Source organism: Streptomyces sp. NPDC057307, assembly GCF_042667665.1.
GTDB lineage: Bacteria > Actinomycetota > Actinomycetes > Streptomycetales > Streptomycetaceae > Streptomyces.
In genome coordinates this window covers 1-16,437 of the sequence record NZ_JBHUZM010000035.1, presented here as the reverse complement: position 1 = coordinate 16,437, position 16,437 = coordinate 1, and the positions used below count along the sequence as shown (strand labels likewise).

At 71.4% G+C, this 16,437-nt stretch carries 15 protein-coding genes and 1 pseudogene; 7 read left to right on the top strand and 9 right to left on the bottom strand.

The genetic code is table 11. The annotated features are described in order from the left end of the window. Window positions 1-22 precede the first annotated feature (22 nt). The 8 genes from ACFUN8_RS15710 to ACFUN8_RS15675 all read right to left on the bottom strand — a co-directional run bounded on the left by ACFUN8_RS15710 (window position 23) and on the right by ACFUN8_RS15675 (window position 7,874). Window positions 23-703, bottom strand: coding sequence for an N-acetylmannosamine-6-phosphate 2-epimerase (locus ACFUN8_RS15710; protein ID WP_383636722.1), 681 nt, complete (start codon window positions 701-703; stop codon window positions 23-25). Further along, the gene (nagA, locus tag ACFUN8_RS15705; RefSeq protein ID WP_383636719.1) at window positions 700-1,797 is read right to left on the bottom strand and encodes an N-acetylglucosamine-6-phosphate deacetylase; all 1,098 of its coding nucleotides are present in this window, start codon (window positions 1,795-1,797) and stop codon (window positions 700-702) included. The genes ACFUN8_RS15710 and nagA overlap by 4 nt, the downstream gene beginning before the upstream one ends. Further along, window positions 1,794-2,639, bottom strand: coding sequence for a GntR family transcriptional regulator (locus tag ACFUN8_RS15700; protein ID WP_383636716.1), 846 nt, complete (start codon window positions 2,637-2,639; stop codon window positions 1,794-1,796). The genes nagA and ACFUN8_RS15700 overlap by 4 nt, the downstream gene beginning before the upstream one ends. Window positions 2,640-2,744: 105 nt before the next feature. Then, window positions 2,745-3,770, bottom strand: coding sequence for an SIS domain-containing protein (locus tag ACFUN8_RS15695; protein WP_383636713.1), 1,026 nt, complete (start codon window positions 3,768-3,770; stop codon window positions 2,745-2,747). Continuing rightward, window positions 3,767-5,005: a sugar ABC transporter permease gene (locus ACFUN8_RS15690; protein ID WP_383636710.1), complete on the bottom strand. Its 1,239-nt coding sequence runs from the start codon at window positions 5,003-5,005 to the stop codon at window positions 3,767-3,769. Before ACFUN8_RS15690 ends, ACFUN8_RS15695 begins: the two co-directional genes overlap by 4 nt. 2 nt (window positions 5,006-5,007) lie before the next feature. Next, window positions 5,008-5,829: an ATP-binding cassette domain-containing protein gene (locus tag ACFUN8_RS15685; RefSeq protein WP_383636707.1), complete on the bottom strand. Its 822-nt coding sequence runs from the start codon at window positions 5,827-5,829 to the stop codon at window positions 5,008-5,010. Then, entirely contained in the window at window positions 5,826-6,791 is a 966-nt protein-coding gene (locus tag ACFUN8_RS15680; protein ID WP_383636704.1) for an ROK family protein, read from the bottom strand. Before ACFUN8_RS15680 ends, ACFUN8_RS15685 begins: the two co-directional genes overlap by 4 nt. Continuing rightward, the gene (locus tag ACFUN8_RS15675) at window positions 6,792-7,874 is read right to left on the bottom strand and encodes a substrate-binding domain-containing protein (RefSeq protein ID WP_383636701.1); all 1,083 of its coding nucleotides are present in this window, start codon (window positions 7,872-7,874) and stop codon (window positions 6,792-6,794) included. A gap of 687 nt (window positions 7,875-8,561) precedes the next feature. Between ACFUN8_RS15675 and dhaK the strand changes: the two genes are divergently transcribed. The 6 genes from dhaK to ACFUN8_RS15645 all read left to right on the top strand — a co-directional run bounded on the left by dhaK (window position 8,562) and on the right by ACFUN8_RS15645 (window position 15,205). Next, a complete protein-coding gene (gene dhaK / locus ACFUN8_RS15670) occupies window positions 8,562-9,554 on the top strand; it encodes a dihydroxyacetone kinase subunit DhaK (protein WP_383636698.1) in 993 nt (330 codons plus the stop codon). Between the two features lie 81 nt (window positions 9,555-9,635). Next, window positions 9,636-10,265 (top strand): dihydroxyacetone kinase subunit DhaL, encoded by a 630-nt coding sequence (gene dhaL, locus ACFUN8_RS15665; RefSeq protein ID WP_383636782.1) that lies wholly within the window; start codon window positions 9,636-9,638, stop codon window positions 10,263-10,265. Next, window positions 10,262-10,672 (top strand): PTS-dependent dihydroxyacetone kinase phosphotransferase subunit DhaM, encoded by a 411-nt coding sequence (locus tag ACFUN8_RS15660; protein WP_383636695.1) that lies wholly within the window; start codon window positions 10,262-10,264, stop codon window positions 10,670-10,672. Before dhaL ends, ACFUN8_RS15660 begins: the two co-directional genes overlap by 4 nt. Window positions 10,673-10,819: 147 nt before the next feature. Beyond that, a complete protein-coding gene (locus ACFUN8_RS15655; protein WP_383636692.1) occupies window positions 10,820-12,862 on the top strand; it encodes an FAD-dependent oxidoreductase in 2,043 nt (680 codons plus the stop codon). Window positions 12,863-12,891: 29 nt separating this feature from the next. Then, complete coding sequence (locus tag ACFUN8_RS15650; protein WP_383636689.1) at window positions 12,892-13,479, top strand: PadR family transcriptional regulator; 588 nt, start codon at window positions 12,892-12,894, stop codon at window positions 13,477-13,479. 226 nt (window positions 13,480-13,705) lie between these two features. After that, a complete protein-coding gene (locus ACFUN8_RS15645) occupies window positions 13,706-15,205 on the top strand; it encodes an NAD(P)/FAD-dependent oxidoreductase (protein ID WP_383636685.1) in 1,500 nt (499 codons plus the stop codon). Here the strand turns inward: ACFUN8_RS15645 and ACFUN8_RS15640 are convergent. Next, window positions 15,206-15,706 (bottom strand): annotated as a pseudogene (locus tag ACFUN8_RS15640) (aminoglycoside phosphotransferase family protein); the annotation flags it as partial. 184 nt (window positions 15,707-15,890) lie between these two features. Between ACFUN8_RS15640 and ACFUN8_RS15635 the strand changes: the two are divergent. Further along, entirely contained in the window at window positions 15,891-16,346 is a 456-nt protein-coding gene (locus ACFUN8_RS15635) for a tellurite resistance TerB family protein (protein WP_382563979.1), read from the top strand. Window positions 16,347-16,437: the final 91 nt, after the last annotated feature.

The following is a 16,437-nucleotide window of genomic DNA, read 5'->3' as shown; positions in this document are numbered from 1 at the left end:
ACGGGACGGGCCGTGTGCCCGGCTACGAAGCGGTCGCCCCCGTCGCCTCGGCGAAGCGGGCCGTCAGCCAGACCGGGTCCACGATGGCCGAGCCCACCACCACCGCGTGCGCGCCCGCGGCGAAGGCCGCGCGGACCTCTTCCGGTGTCGCGTAGCCGCGTTCCGCGACGACCGGTACCCCGGCGGCGGCCACCAGGGTGTGTACGAGCGCCAGGTCGGGGAGCGGTCCGGCGTCGGCCTTGGCGGGGTAGCCCATGGTCGAGGAGCTGACGATCGCGGCGCCCGCCGCCACGGCGGTGCGCGCGTCGTCGATGCCCGGCACGCCCGCCTTGACCGGCCTGCCCAACGCGACGAACGACGCGACCAGTTCGAACAGGTCCTGTCCGTCGTGGCGGCGTGCCGCCGAGTCCGCCTCCAGCTCCACGACATCCGCGCCGGCGTCCGCGAGCGCTGCGGCGTGGGCCGGCGTCGGCGTGATGCGGACGACCCCGCCGTGCGAACCGTCGATGCTCACGGCGAGCACGAACAGACCGGGAACGGCGCGCTTCACGGCGCGTACGGCGTCCGGGCCGTCCACCTTCACGGCGACGGCGCCCCCGGCCTGAGCGGCGGCGGCGAGCCGGACGACATCTTCGACGCTCTGCCAGGGAGACCGCGGGGACGGGGTGAGCGAGACGATCAGCCCGCCGGGTATGAGGTTCACGCCGCGAACTCCTCGCCGTTCACCAGGACGCGCTCGACGGCGACGTCCTCGTCGGTCACGATCAGGTCGGCCGGTCCGCCGAGGGTCAGTTCCCCGGCGCCGGTGAGCCCGTAGAAGCGGGCGGGCGCGCGGCTGGCCAGGTTCACCGCGCGGTCGACGGGCCAGCCGTGCTCGACCAGCCCCCGTACCTGCTGAAGCAGCGTCACCGTACTGCCGGCGAGGGTGCCGTCGGGCAGGCGTGGGACGCCGTCGGTGACCGTGACGGAGAAGCCGCCCACGGTGAAGGCACCGTCGCCCGCCCCCGCCGGGGACGCGGCGTCGGTGACGAGCATGATCCGGTGCTCGGCGGCCTTCAGCGCGAACAGCGAGGTCTCGCGCGCGAGATGGATGTCGTCGGCGATGAGCTGGATGGCGACCTCCTCCCGGTTGAGCGTCGCGCCCGCGATACCGGGGGCGCGGTGGCTGAACGGGATCATCCCGTTGAACAGGTGCGTGACGGCGCGCGCGCCCGCGTCGAACCCGGCGTACGCGGTCGCCGTGTCGGCGCCCGAGTGCCCGGCCTGCACGATCACGCCCTGGCCGGCGGCCCAGGCGATCAGCCGGCGCGCACCGGGCAGTTCGGGGGCGACGGTGATCGTCCGCAGCGGCCCGGCGTCGAGGAATCGCCGCACGATGCCGATGTCGGGGTCGCGGAGGTACTCGGTGCGGTGTACGCCGCGGTGGTGCGGGGACAGGAACGGGCCCTCGGCGTGCACACCGACAACCTTCGCGCCGCGCGGCGCGGACCGCTGGAGCCCGCCGAGAACGCCGAGCTGCCGGACGACATTGTCCTCGGAGTCGGTGATGACGGTGGGCTGCACATGGAACACGCCGTCGCGGGTGAGCGCGGCGAACGCCCGCCCGAACTCCTCCTCCGTGGCGGCGTTGAAGTCGACCCCGCCGTACCCGTTGACCTGTAGGTCCACCAGGCCGGGCAGGACGTAACCCGTACCGGTCGACGGCAGACCGGCGCGTACCAGCCGTCCGTCGTCGACCTCGATGTCGCCCTTCACCCAGGCGCCGGCGATGACGGCGCCGCGTGCGGAAACTCTCATGGATACAACCTCGCTAGATGGGGGACAACGCCGCGGCCGGTGGATTCCGCCGCGGTCGGGGGGTGGTGCGCCGAGCCGGCCTGGCCCTCCAGGGCCGCGCGGAAGCGGTAGCGGTCGCCGCGGTAGACGCTGCGGCACCACTGCACGACACGGCGGTTCTCGTCGTACGTGGTCTGGACGATCTCCAGGACGGGGTCGCCCGGACCGAGGCCGAGCTTCTCGGCGAGGTCGGCGCTCGCGCCGCGCGCCTCGATGACGCAGTCGGCCCTCTTCGCGTGCAGGCCGTACCGCTCGGCGAGTGTCGAGTAGAGGGAAGCGGTGGTGAAGTCGTGTTCGCCCAGTCCGGGTGCCGGCCCCTCCGGGATGAGTGAGAAGTCGATCAGAGTGGGGATGCCGTCGAGATATCGCAGCCGGACCAGTTCGACGACGGGGGCGCCCGGCGCGATGCCCAGCAGGTCCGCCTCGTCGAGCGAGCCCGCGCGGGTGAGGCACTTCAGCACTTTCGAGCTGGAGGTCAGACCGTTCGCGGCGGCGAGGTCCGAGAAACTCACCAGCCCGGTGGCGCCCTCCTCGATCGACTCCGCGTCCTGCTCGCCGGGCCGCATCGAGGCCGGCGCGGACGCCGTCTCCGCCCGCACCCACCGGGCACCCGCGACGACCTTGACCAGACCGGCGACCTCCAGATCCTTCAGGGCCTGGCGGACAGTGACCCGGCTGACATCGAACTGATGGGCGAGAACCCGTTCGGAGGGCATTCTCGAACCCGGCGCGATGACCCCGGACTCGATGCGCTCCCTGAGGTGCTGCGCGACCTTGCGGTGCAGTGCTGGCGAAGTAGACATAGAACCGATTGTGTCCGTTGGGATGGAAGGGGATGAACGTATTCGGCGGCCCGTGCCGCGCCGTCGGGTGCGCGGGCGCGCGCCCGACGGCCGGGCCGGTGACGGCTATTCGCCGTCGTCGAGCTTGGTTCCGGTGTCGAGGAAGAGGAACTCGTCGGGGTCGATCCCGCGCGCCCGCGCGGAGCGCAGCGCCACCTGTTGCAGCAGGGCCGCCACGAAGATCGGGACCTCCAGGGCGCCGTGTGCCTCGATCGGTACGACGAGGGTCCGCTCGCCGTGGGCGACGGGTGCGCCGGTGCGCAGTTCGACTATCTGCCGGCCGAGCGAGCCGAGGGCCCGTACGATCTGCCCGTCGTCGGGGCCGTCGAGCACGATGTGCAGGGCCGAGGGGAGCGTCGACTCCATCAGCCCGTGCAGATACTGCCGCGTCTCGAACGACGCCGCGGGCACCCGCGCCACCTCGCGCAGCAGCAGCGCGCCGCCTTCGACCGCGCCGTACTGGTCCGCCGGCGCCACCAGGTCGAGGATCGACGCGGCCGACAGCCGGTCCGCGATCTCCTCGGTCCGCGGGGAGACGTCGGCGAGGAACCCGGCCAGCCGCTCCCCCAGGCTGAACCAGGACGCGGACGGTTCACCGTCGGTCCAGGTCTCGGCGAGCATCGACACGGCCATCGCCGAGGCGGTGAAGCCGATGGTCGACGCGAGGCTGTCCGGCAGATCGCCGAGGGTGAGCACCGAGTCGGCGGCGGACGCCATCGGCGAGTCGGTGACGTTGACGACCGCGAGCCGACGGCCCGTGGCGGCGCGCATCACGTCCACCGTCTCGCGGCTGCGGCCGGACTGCGACAGCGCCACGAGCGTGGCTCTCTCGTCGAACGGACCGGCCTCGGCCGCGTTGAGGCGGACGCTCGGGATGCCGCGTGCCGACAGATGGGCGGCCGGCGCGGCGAGCGCCGCGAGGCTCGCGCCGATGCCGATGAACGTGACCTGGGCGGGCCGCCCGGTGACGCCGGCGGCGGCGAGCGCCCGCTCGCGCAGGACCGGGGCGACCTCGGTGAGCCGGCCGGTCTGGTCCCGCACTCCCTCCTCGAAAGGGATGAAACCCTGGCGCAGAAACGCGTTGACACTCATCGGCCGCTAGCCGCCCTTCCTCGTCGTGCCAGGGAATCGATCACTACGGCGACGACGAGTACAGCGCCGGTGATCACGTACTTGACGGCGGAGGTCTGGTTGAGCAGATCCATGCCGTTGGACACCGCTCCGATGACGAGCATGCCGAGCAGCGCCGAGTAGGCGGTGCCGCGCCCGCCGAAGAGGCTGGTGCCGCCGATGACCGCGGCGGCGATGGCGTTCAGCAGGATGTCGCTGCCGCCGCTGGCCTGGTTGACCGCGAACAGGCGGGAGGCCGCGAGCACTCCGCCGAAGGCCGCGAGTGACGAGGCGATCGTGAAGGCGATGACCTTGACCGTGCCGACCTGGATGCCCGCGCGCCGGGCGGCCTCGGCGTTGCCGCCGACGGCGAACAGCTTGCGGCCGAAGGTCGTACCGCGCAGCAGGATGTCGACGATCACCACCAGCCCGACGAAGATGAGCAGCGACAGGGGTATGCCGTGCCACTGCGCGAAGACGGTGGTCGCCGCGACGATCACGAGGGTGATCACGGACGCGGGCACCAGCGCCCCGACGAGGGGGCGCACGGTCAGACCGCGCTCCCGGCGCCGGCCGGCGGTGCGCAGCGCCCTGCCGAACGTCACCACCGCGTAGAGGACCGCGATGACATAGCCGGTCCACGCCGGGAGCGTGGTGTTGGCGAGGGAGGCGATCGCGCCGTCGTAGGGGATGTTGATCGTGCCGTGGTTGCCGAGCACGAGGAGCTGGCCGCCCTGCCAGGCGAGCAGGCCGCCCAGGGTCAGTACGAACGACGGCACGCCGAGCTTGGTGAAGATGAACCCGTGGAACAGGCCGATCCCGGCGCCGAACACGATCGCCAGGACGATCGCCAGGACCGGCGGCCAGCCCGAGTTGACGCTCAGCACCACCATGGAGGCGGAGGTGATCCCGCTCACCGATCCGGCGGAGAGGTCGATCTCCCCGATGATCAGGACGAAGACGATGCCGAGCGCGATGACGCCGGTGGAGGCGATCTGGAGGCTCAGGTTGGAGAGGTTCTGCGGCGAGAGGAACCGCGAGTTCGCGATCTGGAAGACCAGCGAGATGACGACGAGTCCGAGGATGACGGGCAGCGGTCCGAAGTCGCCGGTGCGCAGGCGCCGTACGCGCTCCCGCGCCCAGTTCGTTCCCTGTGAGGGTGGTCCGGACGGCAGGACGCCGCGCTGAGGGCGGTCGGTGGCGGTGTTCGTGGTCACGGTCATCCTTCCTCGGTCCGGTCGCGGCGCAGCTTCCGGCGCTTCTGTGCACTGCTGTCGGCGATACCGGTGATGGCGGCGACGACCTGCTCCTCGGTGGTCCCCTCGACGGGGAACTCGGAGACGCTGCGCCCGAGCCGCAGGCAGACGATCCGGTCCGCCACGTCGAAGACGTCGGCGAGGTTGTGACTCACCATCAGGACGGCGTGTCCCTCGGAGCGGAGGCGCTCGATGAGTTCGAGCACCTCGGCGGTCTGCTCGACGCCGAGGGCGGCCGTCGGCTCGTCCAGGATGACCAGCCGCGGGTCACCGAGCAGGGACCGCGCGATGGCGACCGACTGGCGCTGCCCGCCGGAGAGCGACGAGACGGGGACCCGCAGGTCCTTGATCTTGACGGAGAGCCGCTTGAGCAGCCCGACGGCGACCTCCTCCATGTCGAGCGCGTTCAGGAAGCCACCGTGGTGCTTCTCGCGCCCGAGGAACAGGTTGGCGACGATGTCGAGGTTGTCGCAGAGCGCGAGGTCCTGGTAGACGGTCGCGATGCCGAGGCGGGTCGAGTCGATGGGTTTGCGCGGGGACACCTGTTCGCCGTTCACGGACATGGTGCCGCCGTCGCGGGGGTGCGCCCCGGAGACCGTCTTGATCAGGGTGGACTTGCCCGCCCCGTTGTCGCCGACGAGTGCGACGACCTCTCCCGCGGCGACTCTCATGCTGACGTCGCTGAGCGCGTTGACGGCGCCGAAGCTCTTGCTGATGTGCTCCAGTTCGAGGACGGGCGGCGGACTGTCTCCCGCCTTCGCGACGGTTGCGAGGGTCGGTGTCATCGGCTGTCTCCTTTCTTGTTCCGTTGGTCGGCGGTGGCGATCACCGCTGGTGCGGCGAGGTGCCAGGCCGCCGCGCCGGCGAGGCCGGCGTCGTCACCGCAGCGGGCGGCGCGTACCTCGACGTCCCAGGAGACGTTCGAGGTCGCGGTGGACCGGATACGGCGGTCGAGTTCGTCGAGCAGGTGGGCGCCGGCCGCGCGGGCGAGCCCGCCGCCGACCACCAGTACGTCGGGCGACACGACATGGCACAGGAGCGTCGCGGCGGCGGACGCCACGTCGGCGATGTCGGCGAGCGCGCCCGCCGCCAGGTCGCGGGCGTGCCGCTCCTCGGGGGCGGTGCCGGTTCCGGCGGCGAGTTCGGTCAGGGCGCGGTAGTCGACGTCCCTGCCGAGTTCGTCCGCGGCGCGGCGTACGCGCTGTCCCGAACCGAGGTCCTCGATCATGGGGCGCCCGGCGCCGAGCAGGTGCAGGAACCCGATCTGGAATCCCGACACCCGTCCTGACAGCACCCGGCCGTCGCTCACCACCGCGGCGCCGATCCCCGTGGAGAGGGTGAGGTAGGCCGTCGTCCCGACGGTGGTTCCGGCGCCGAAGTACGATTCGCCGATCGCGGCCAGTTCGGCGTCACCGGCCAGTTCGACGGCCAGTCCGGTGGCCTCGGAGAGGTACGCGGCCGACAGCCGGTCGAGGTCGGTGGCCGGCAGGTTACGTGCCACGTGCAGCCGTCCCTGGACGTGGTCCACCCGTCCGGGCAGACCGACGACCGCCGACCTCACGTCCGTACCGGCCGCGGTCCGGCTCATGAGGTCGGCGACCTGTTCGTGGGCCGCGCCGTGCCGGACGGGCTCCTTGAGCCGGCGGGTCAGGGAGCCGGCCGGGTCGACGAGCGCCGCGCGGGCCGTGGTGCCGCCCAGATCGACTGCTACGCGCCGGGCGGCATCACTGGTGGTCAGGGAGGTCACTTAGCGGAGTCCCGCCTTGACGCACGCCTTCTCGTAGTCGGCCGTGCAGATCTGATCGACGGTCAGGTAGCCGCTGTCGAGGAGGATCTCCTTCATGTTCTCCCTCGTCACGGCGATGGATTCGAGCAGGTACGCGGGCACCTTCGTGGTGCCGTCGTCGACGGTGCCGTTGAGCAGGTCGCCGGCGGGCTTCTTTCCCTGGGCGAGCGCGGCGGCGGCCTGGGCGGCGATCCGCGCCTCGGTCTCGACGGGCAGGTAGGTGCTCTCGTACAGGTCCCCGGCGACCATGTTCTGGATGGCGTCGAGCTGTGTGTCCAGGCCGGTGACGGGCGGCATCGGCTTGATGCCCGCGCTCTTCAGCGCGGCGATGACACCGGTGGCCATGCCGTCGTTGCCCGCGTAGACGCCGTCGATGTTGGCCGCGCCCAGCTTGGTGATGGCCTGCTGCATCTGGTTCTGCGCGTTGGCGGCCGACCAGCCCTTGGTGTCGTACTCGGCGGCGACGGTGAAGCCGGACTTGTCGATGACGCTGTGCGCGCCGTCCTTCTCCGGCTTGGCGCCCGAGTCGACGGGGTCGCCGTTCATCATCACGACGTTGCCGGAGGTCTTGCCGTCCTTCTTCAGCTTGTCGAGGAGCGACTGCATGCCGACGGCGCCCTGCTGGACGTTGTCGAACTTCACCGCGTAGTCCACGCCCGCCTTGTAGATGACGCGGTCGTAGCTCATGACCTTGGCGCCCTGCCGGCGGGCGCTGGCGACCGCGGCGCCGGCGGCGTTGGAGTCGACGGGGTCGAGCACCAGCACGCTCGCCCCCGCCGTCAGCGCGGATTCGGCCTGGCTGAGCTGCTTGCCGGCGTCTCCGGCCGCGTTGTAGTAGCGGACCTCGCACGAGGGACAGGACTTCGCGAGCTCCTTCTCGAACGTCGGCTTGTCCCGTGCCTCGTACCGGGCGGTGGCGTTCTCCGGGAGCAGGAACGCGACGATCGGGTTCTTCTTGGCGTTGCCGACGGCGGAGCTGCCGGACGAGCCGTCCGACCCCTCGGATCCGCTCTGCCCGCACGAGGTGAGCAGAAGGGCTCCCACCGCGGCCACCCCCACAGCGGTCATCTGTCTGCGACGTGAATGAGAACTGACGTTCATGAGGTTTGTCCCCCTCGGGCCATTTGTTACCGAGTGATGCGGAGCACGTTAAGACCGGCGACAACCACTGGTCAACCCTCTGGTATTACGGCTCGGTAACTGAAGTAGACCACTGGTATTACCCGTCCATGGCCAGGGGATCTTTACGCGTCCCGCTCGCGATCCCTACGGAGGACCGCCCTCCACTCTCTCCGCGCCTCCGCGTCGAGCCCCGTCGGCACCCTTCCGGTCTGAACCAGTGGTCATATACCTGACGTCTCGTCGGATCAGCGGCTTCGAAGAGGCGGTGCGGCGCTCGGCCGGAGAAGGACTGCCCGAGCACTTCAAGGTGAGCGGTCCTCGTCGGCGAGTGAGGCGCCACAGAGCGTCGACGGATCCGCGCGCGGCCTTCGACGTGTCACTTCCCGATTGGGTCGCGCCTCTTCGATACTGGACGCTGGCATCGCCCAGAACGACAGGACCTGAACACTCCTGACAATGCGTCAGGAACGTCGGCGTCGGGTCACATCAGTCCCGCCGGACACCCCCAGAGGCCGCCACCGACCACCAAGGACCCAGAACCCTAAAGGACCACTGACCAGGCAAAACCCTACTCAAGGGCCTGCCCGGTCCTCTTCCCAGGAGGAACCGTTGAGGATGCTCATCAATGTCCCGGAGACCGTGGTCGCCGACGCGCTGCGTGGGATGGCCGCCGCGCATCCCGAGCTGTCCGTCGATGTGGACAACCGTGTCGTCGTACGCCGCGACGCACCCGTCGAGGGAAAGGTGGGGCTCGTCTCGGGCGGTGGTTCCGGGCATGAGCCGCTGCACGGCGGCTTCGTGGGGCCCGGGATGCTCTCCGCCGCCTGTCCGGGCGAGGTGTTCACCAGCCCCGTACCCGATCAGATGGTGCGCGCCGCCGCCGCTGTGGACAGCGGTGCGGGTGTGCTGTTCATCGTCAAGAACTACACGGGCGACGTCCTCAACTTCGACATGGCCGCCGAGCTGGCCGAGGACGAGGGCGTCCGCGTCGGCAAGGTGCTGGTCAACGACGACGTCGCCGTGACGGACAGCCTGTTCACGGCGGGCCGACGCGGTACGGGTGCCACGCTCTTCGTCGAGAAGATCGCCGGCGCCGCCGCCGAGGAGGGCGCGCCGCTGGAGCGCGTCGAGGCGATCGGGCGGCAGGTGAACGAGAGCGCGCGCAGCTTCGGTGTCGCCCTCAGCGCCGTCACGACCCCGGCCAAGGGCAGCCCGACCTTCGATCTGCCGGACGGCGAGCTGGAGCTGGGCATCGGGATCCACGGTGAGCCGGGGCGTGAGCGGCGCGCCATGATGACCTCGCACGAGATCGCGGACTTCGCCGTCGACGCGGTGCTGGAGGACCTGCGCCCGTCGGGCCCGGTGATCGCGCTCGTCAACGGTATGGGGGCGACCCCGCTGCTGGAGCTGTACGGCTTCAACGCCGAGGTCCAGCGGGTGCTTGCCGAGCGGGGCGTCGCGGTGGCCCGTACGCTCGTCGGGAACTATGTGACCTCGCTCGACATGGCCGGGTGCTCGGTGACGCTCTGCCAGGTCGACGAGGATCTGCTGCGGCTCTGGGACGCGCCGGTGCAGACGCCCGCACTGCGCTGGGGGCGCTGACCCGGTAGCGGCGCAGAGACGCAGTCCCGTACGCCCGACGCTCTTCGAGGAGACCTTGTGTCCGACCAGGATTCCGAGCCGGTGCTCGACGTCGATTTCTTCCGCCGCTGGCTCACGACGGCGGCCGCCTCCGTGGAACGGGAGGCCGGCCATCTCACCGAGCTCGACTCGGCGATCGGCGACGCCGACCACGGCAGCAATCTCCAGCGCGGCTTCCGGGCCGTGACGGCGGTGCTGGACAAGGAGCCGCCGGCCACGCCCGGTGCCGTACTGGTCCTCGCGGGGCGGCAGTTGATCTCCACCGTGGGCGGCGCCTCCGGGCCGCTGTACGGGACGCTGCTGCGGCGTACGGGCAAGGCGCTCGGCGATTCCGCCGAGGTCACGCCCGCGCGGCTGGCCGAGGCCCTGGGCGCCGGGGTCGCCGCCGTGGCGCAGCTGGGCGGCGCGAAGGCCGGGGACAAGACGATGCTCGACGCGCTGGAACCGGCGGTGGCGGCGCTCGGCACCTCGTTCGCCGCCGCCGCGACGGCCGCCGACGAGGGCGCGGTGGCGACCGTACCGCTCCAGGCCCGCAAGGGCCGGGCCAGCTATCTGGGTGAGCGCAGCATCGGGCATCAGGACCCGGGCGCCACGTCCGCCGCACTGCTGATCGCGGCTCTCGCGGCGACGGCGGGCGAAGGCGTGGCGGACGGAAACGCGGCGGGCGAGTGAGTATCGAGCAGCCGGTCGGCATCGTGCTCGTGTCGCACAGCCGGGCGGTCGCGGAGGCCGTCGCCGAACTGGCCGTCGGGCTCGCGGGCGGTGGCACGACCGCCCCGGTGGCCGCCGCCGGTGGCACTCCGGACGGCGGGTTCGGTACGAGTTCCGAGCTGATCGCGGGGGCTGCCGCCGAGGTGGACCGGGGCGCGGGCGTCGCGATTCTGGTGGATCTCGGCAGTGCCGTGCTGACCGTCAAGTCGTTGCTGGCCGAGGGTGACGAACTGCCCGAGGGTTCAAGGCTGTTGGACGCGCCCTTCGTGGAGGGCGCGGTCGCGGCGGTGGTCACGGCGTCGGCGGGCGCCGGCCTGGACGCGGTGGAGGCGGCGGCCGTGGAGGCGTACAGCTACCGCAAGGTCTGAGCACCGCATGGGCCCCCTGCGGAGATCGGGCGCCGTCGGGCGGGGGCGGTACGCGGAGAGAGACGGGCCACACTTTGTGCAACTGGTTGCACAAAGTGTGGCGGCGGGTCTACTACTAGTGGGTAACCACCGCGCGAGGAGCCCCCCATGAGCCCGTCCCCGAGCCCGTACCCCCGTCTCTTCAGCCCTCTCGACCTGGGCTTCGTCACCCTCCCCAACCGGGTTCTGATGGGTTCGATGCACGTCGGCCTGGAAGAGGCCGAGAACGGCTTCGCCCGCATGGCCGCCTTCTACGCCGCCCGCGCACGCGGCGGCGTCGGCCTCATCGTGACCGGCGGCATCGCGCCCAACGACCGGGGGCGCCCGTACGAGGGTGGCGCCCGGCTCACGACCGAGGCGGAGGCCGAGCAGCACCTGCGGGTGACCTCGGCGGTGCACGCCGCGGGCGGCCGGATCGCGATGCAGATCCTGCACTTCGGGCGGTACGCCTACCATCCGGACCTGGTGGCGCCGAGCGCGCTCCAGGCCCCCATCAGCCCCCATGTCCCGCACGCCCTCACCGACGACGAGGTGGAGGAGACGGTCGAGGACTTCGTACGGGCGGCGGAGCTGGCGCGGCTGGCCGGGTACGACGGCGTCGAGGTCATGGGCTCCGAGGGCTACCTCATCAACGAGTTCATCGCCGCGCGCACCAATCGGCGCGAGGACCGGTGGGGCGGCAGCTACGAGAACCGCGTCCGCTTCCCGCTGGAGATCGTCCGCCGGATCCGGGAGCGCGTCGGACCCGACTTCATCCTCATCTACCGGCTGTCGATGCTCGACCTGGTGCCGGGCGGCTCCTCGCTCGCCGAAGTCGTCACGCTGGCCAAGGAGATCGAGGCGGCGGGCGCGACGCTCATCAACACCGGTATCGGCTGGCACGAGGCCCGGATACCGACGATCGCCGCGTCCGTGCCGCGCGGCGCGTACACCTGGGTGACCAAGGCGCTGATGGGGTCGGTCTCCCTGCCGCTGATCACCAGCAACCGCGTCAACACCCCCGAGGTGGCCGAGCGGTTGCTCGCCGACGGGTACGCCGACATGGTCTCCATGGCACGGCCCTTCCTGGCCGATCCCGACCTCGTCGTGAAGTCGCGCGACGGGCGGGCCGACACGATCAACACCTGCATCGGCTGCAACCAGGCGTGCCTGGACCACACGTTCAGCGGGAAGATCACCTCCTGTCTCGTCAACCCGCGGGCCTGCCACGAGACCGAGCTGATCCTCTCCCCCACCCGGCGCGCCAAGCGGGTCGCCGTCGTCGGGGCCGGTCCCGCCGGTCTCGCCTGCGCCGTGTCCGCCGCCGAACGCGGGCACCAGGTCACGCTGTTCGACGCGGCGGACGAGATCGGCGGACAGCTCGACGTCGCCAGACGGATCCCCGGCAAGGAGGAGTTCAACGAGACGCTGCGCTACTTCCGGCGCCGGCTCGAACACCTGGCGGTGGACGTACGGCTCAACACCCTCGCCACGGTGGAGGAGTTGACGCACGGTACGGCGGCCGCGTTCGACGAGATCGTCGTGGCGACCGGTGTCACGCCCCGTACGCCGCCGATCCCCGGCATCGACCACCCCCGCGTGGTCAGCTATCTCGACGTCCTGCGCGGCGACGCCGCCGTCGGTGAGCGCGTCGCGATCATCGGCGCGGGCGGCATCGGTTTCGACGTCGCCGAATTCCTCACCGACAGCGGCGAGCGGGCGAGCCTGGACGCGGACGCCTACTTCCGGCAGTGGGGAGTCGACACGGACTACCGCTCCCCCGGCGGACTGCGGGAGCCCGTACGGCCGAAGCCGCCGAGGACGGTCCATCTGATCCAGCGGAAGACGGGGAAGGTCGGCGCCGGGCTCGGGAAGACCACCGGGTGGATCCACCGCACCGAGCTGCGCCACCGGGGAGTCACCACCGTCGCGGGCGCCGTCTACGATCGCGTCGACGACGAGGGACTGCATCTGACGGTGGAGGGCACGCCCACCGTGCTGCCCGTGGACACCGTCGTCCTGTGCGCCGGGCAGGAGCCACGGCGCGAGCTGTACGACGCGCTCCGCGCGGCCGGGGCCTCCGCGCATCTCAACGGCGGCGCGGACGTCGCCGCCGAACTCGACGCCAAGCGCGCCATCGACCAGGGGACGCGGCTGGCCGCCACGATCTGACCGGCGGCCCGAACTTTTAGGATGCCGTCATGTCCCTCCCCCACGCCATCCTCACCGCTCTCCTCGAAAGACCGTCCTCGGGCCTGGAACTCACCCGGCGCTTCGACCGCTCGATCGGCTACTTCTGGTCGGCGACGCATCAGCAGATCTACCGCGAGCTGGGGAGGCTGGAGCAGTCCGGCTATATCCGCGCCCTGACCTCGGCGCGGCCGGCCCGGGGGCGGAAGAAGGAGTACGAGGTGCTGCCGGCCGGTCGTGAGGAGCTGACCGGCTGGGTGTCGGGCAGGGAGGATCCCAAGCCGGTCCGGGACCCCCTGCTGCTGAGGATGCGGGCGGCGGCGGTGGTCGGCACCGACGGGCTCCCCGACGAGCTGCGGCGCCATCTCGCCCTCCATGAGCGGCAGTTGGCCGAGTACACGGACATCGAGGCGCGGGACTTCGCCGCGGAGCCCAGGGAGAGGACGGAGGCATCGGGCACGGCCGGGAGGACGGAGGCGGACCGGCTGCGGCATCTGGTGCTGCGCGCAGGGATGGATCTGGAGCGCATGTGGGTCGAATGGCTCACCGAGGCGCTGCGCGGGGCGAGCGCCGCTCCGGCCGGATCCGACGGCCCGTAGGACCGGATCCGGGCCGAAGACGCCCCACTCACCTTCCGAACACTGTCCGGCACCGTGCGTCACCTCCGACATACTGGGCTCCAGGTCCTGTCCGGGCGTTCCTGTCGGACAGCCCTGACACGGCCTAGGGCCTGTCTTCAAAGTAGCGCCGTCCGCCCGTAGGCCAGGCGGGACTTTGAAGACAGGGCCTAGCGATCAACTGCCGTACGGAACCGGAGAAGTGGCCATGGACGACGAGGCGGACGGCCGGGAATCCGGCCCCCAGGAGCGCACCCCTCCCTACCGGCACACGGGCCGGCCGGCGCGCCACGCGGTGGTGATCGGCGGCAGCGTCGCCGGCCTGCTCGCGGCACACGTACTCGCCGCGCACGCCGACCGGGTGACGATCGTCGAGCGCGACCGGTTCCCCGACGGGGCGCGGCCACGGTCCGGTGTGCCGCAGGGCAGTCATATCCATGTGCTGGTCGCCGGGGGCCAGTTGGCGCTGGAGACCCTGCTCCCGGGCATCGTCGCCGAGTTGCGGCAGCACGGCGCGCCCAGGGTCGGGATGCCGAGTGACATGATCCAGTGGCAGGCGGGCAGGTGGTATCGCCGTACGCCCGACACCGCCCATCTCCTCACCCCTTCCCGCCCGTTGCTCGAATGGCTCGTACGCCGCAGGGTCCTGGCGGATCCGCGGATCCGGACCGTGGAGGGTACGGAGGTCGTGGGCCTGCTCGGTGACGCGGTCCGGACGACCGGCGTACTGCTCCGGGAGCGCGGGGCCGGGGCCGGGACGAAGGCCGACTCCGAGGCCCAGGAGGCCGCCAAGGCGCGGGGAGGCGTCGTCACCCGCGCGCTGACCGCCGATCTGGTCGTGGACGCCTCCGGCCGTGGCTCGCGGGCGCCCGACTGGCTCGCGGCCGTCGGCGCCGAACCGCCGCGGGAGGAGACGCTCGACAGCGGACTCGCCTACGCCACCCGCGTCTACCGCCCCGGCGCGGACGACGGCACCACCGACACCGTCGGCTACTTCGTCATTCCCAACCCCACCCAGGTGCACGGCGGAGTCGCGGTGCCCATGGAGGACGGCCGCTACCTCGTCACCTTCTCCGGGCTGCGCGGCAGCGAACCCCCTTCGAACGAGGAGGAGTTCGCCGACTTCGCCACGCTGCTCCCGCACCCGTTCCTGCACGACTGGCTGACGCGGGCACGGCCGGACTCGCCCGTGCGCTCGTTCCGCGCCACCGCCAACGTCCGGCGCCGGTACGACCGTCCGGGCCGCCGCCCGGCCGGCTTCCTCGTCACCGGGGACGCGCTCTGCACCTTCAATCCCGTCTACGGCCACGGCATGAGCGTCGCCGCCCTCGGCGCCGTCGCGCTCCGCGAGGCGCTGACGGACCGGCGCCGTACACCCACGACCCTGCGCGTACAGCGGGCGCTGCTCGCCGCCTCGCGACAGGCCTGGGACATCGCGGCCGGGGCGGACAGGGAGATGCCCGGCGCCATCGGCGACGCGGCCCGGACCCGCGCGGCCGACCGGCCCGCGGCCTGGTATCTGGCGCGGGTGCAGCAGCGGGCGGGCGGCGATCCGGTCGTCGGTACGGCGTTCCGTTCCGCGCTGCACCTCACCGCGCCGCCGCGGGTGCTGTTCACGCCGCGCGTCGTACGTGCCGTGCTGTTCCGGCCGGCGCCGCGTACCCCCGTCGAGCCGCCGATGTGGCGGGAGTCCGACGGGCGGGGGTGATCAGCCGAAGCGGCGGAAGAGCTGTTCGAGGTAGTCCTCCAGCCTGCTCGTGAGCAGGGCCGAAGTCAGGTCGGTACGCCCCAACTCGCGCCAGGGCACCGCTACTTTCTCGGCGTCCGGCGCGAACGCGAGGGCGTCCAGGACACGCCGGTACAGGTGAGCGGCCGGGTCCTCGCTCAACGTACCGCCGGAAGCCGGACAGCGATCGGCCAGTCGCATTCCCTCCTGGGCGCCGCGCAGGAGAGCCAGGGCCGTGGAGCAGTGCGCCACGTCCAGATCGGCCGGTCCCCGGGACGTCTCCACCCAGTCGACGACACCGCTGATGTCCGACCGCACATCGCCGGGCAGCAGCGGCATCAGCAACGACGGGTGGTCGCACCGCACCTCCGTCGCGTCAACGGCGTGCAATGCCGCCGCCGGCACCTCGGTCTCGTCCAGCAGCCGCAGGATGTCCGCCTCGCGGGTGAGCAGCCCCTCCGCATGCCGGACCGGCCCCGGTCGTCGATGCCCGCCCCGACGACGGACACGCCCTCATTCGCGACCATGCGCCACAACCTGTCGATCACCGTTACGCACCGCCGGGATCGAGGGCAGCCTCTGATAACTTCTACATCACTGTAGAAACAGACACTGTCCGTGCCACCCCTTCCCCCGGTACGGGCAGCCCGAGACATACGGAGCACTCATGGCCCTGTGGGATCGCATCAAGGAATCCGCCCAGACGATGCAGACCCAGCTGGAGGCGAAGAAGAACGACCTCAAGAGCGGTTCGTTCCGCGACGCCAGCATGGCGATGTGCGCCCTGGTCGCGGCGGCCGACGGGTCCATCGACCCGGCCGAGCGTCAGCGCGTCACGCAGCTGATCACCAGCAACGACGTGCTGCGGAACTTCCCGCCCGCCGATCTGCAGAAGCGCTTCGACGACTACCTGAACAAGCTCATCGCCGACCCGTCGCTCGGCAAGGTCAATGTGCTCCAGGAAGTCGCCAAGGCGAAGAAGAAGCCGACCGAGGCGCGTGCCGTCATCCAGATCGGCATCGTCATCGGCGGCGCCGACGGCAACTTCGACGCGCAGGAGCGGGCCGTCGTACGCGAGGCGTGCTTCGCGCTCGACCTCCAGCCGCAGGAGTTCGACGTCTAGGGCGTGTCCGCAAAGTAGCGCCGTCCGCCCGTAGGGCGGGGCCTGCGGCGGCTGGTGCGGTGCATCGCAAGGCGGAGGATCGGCCTCGTAC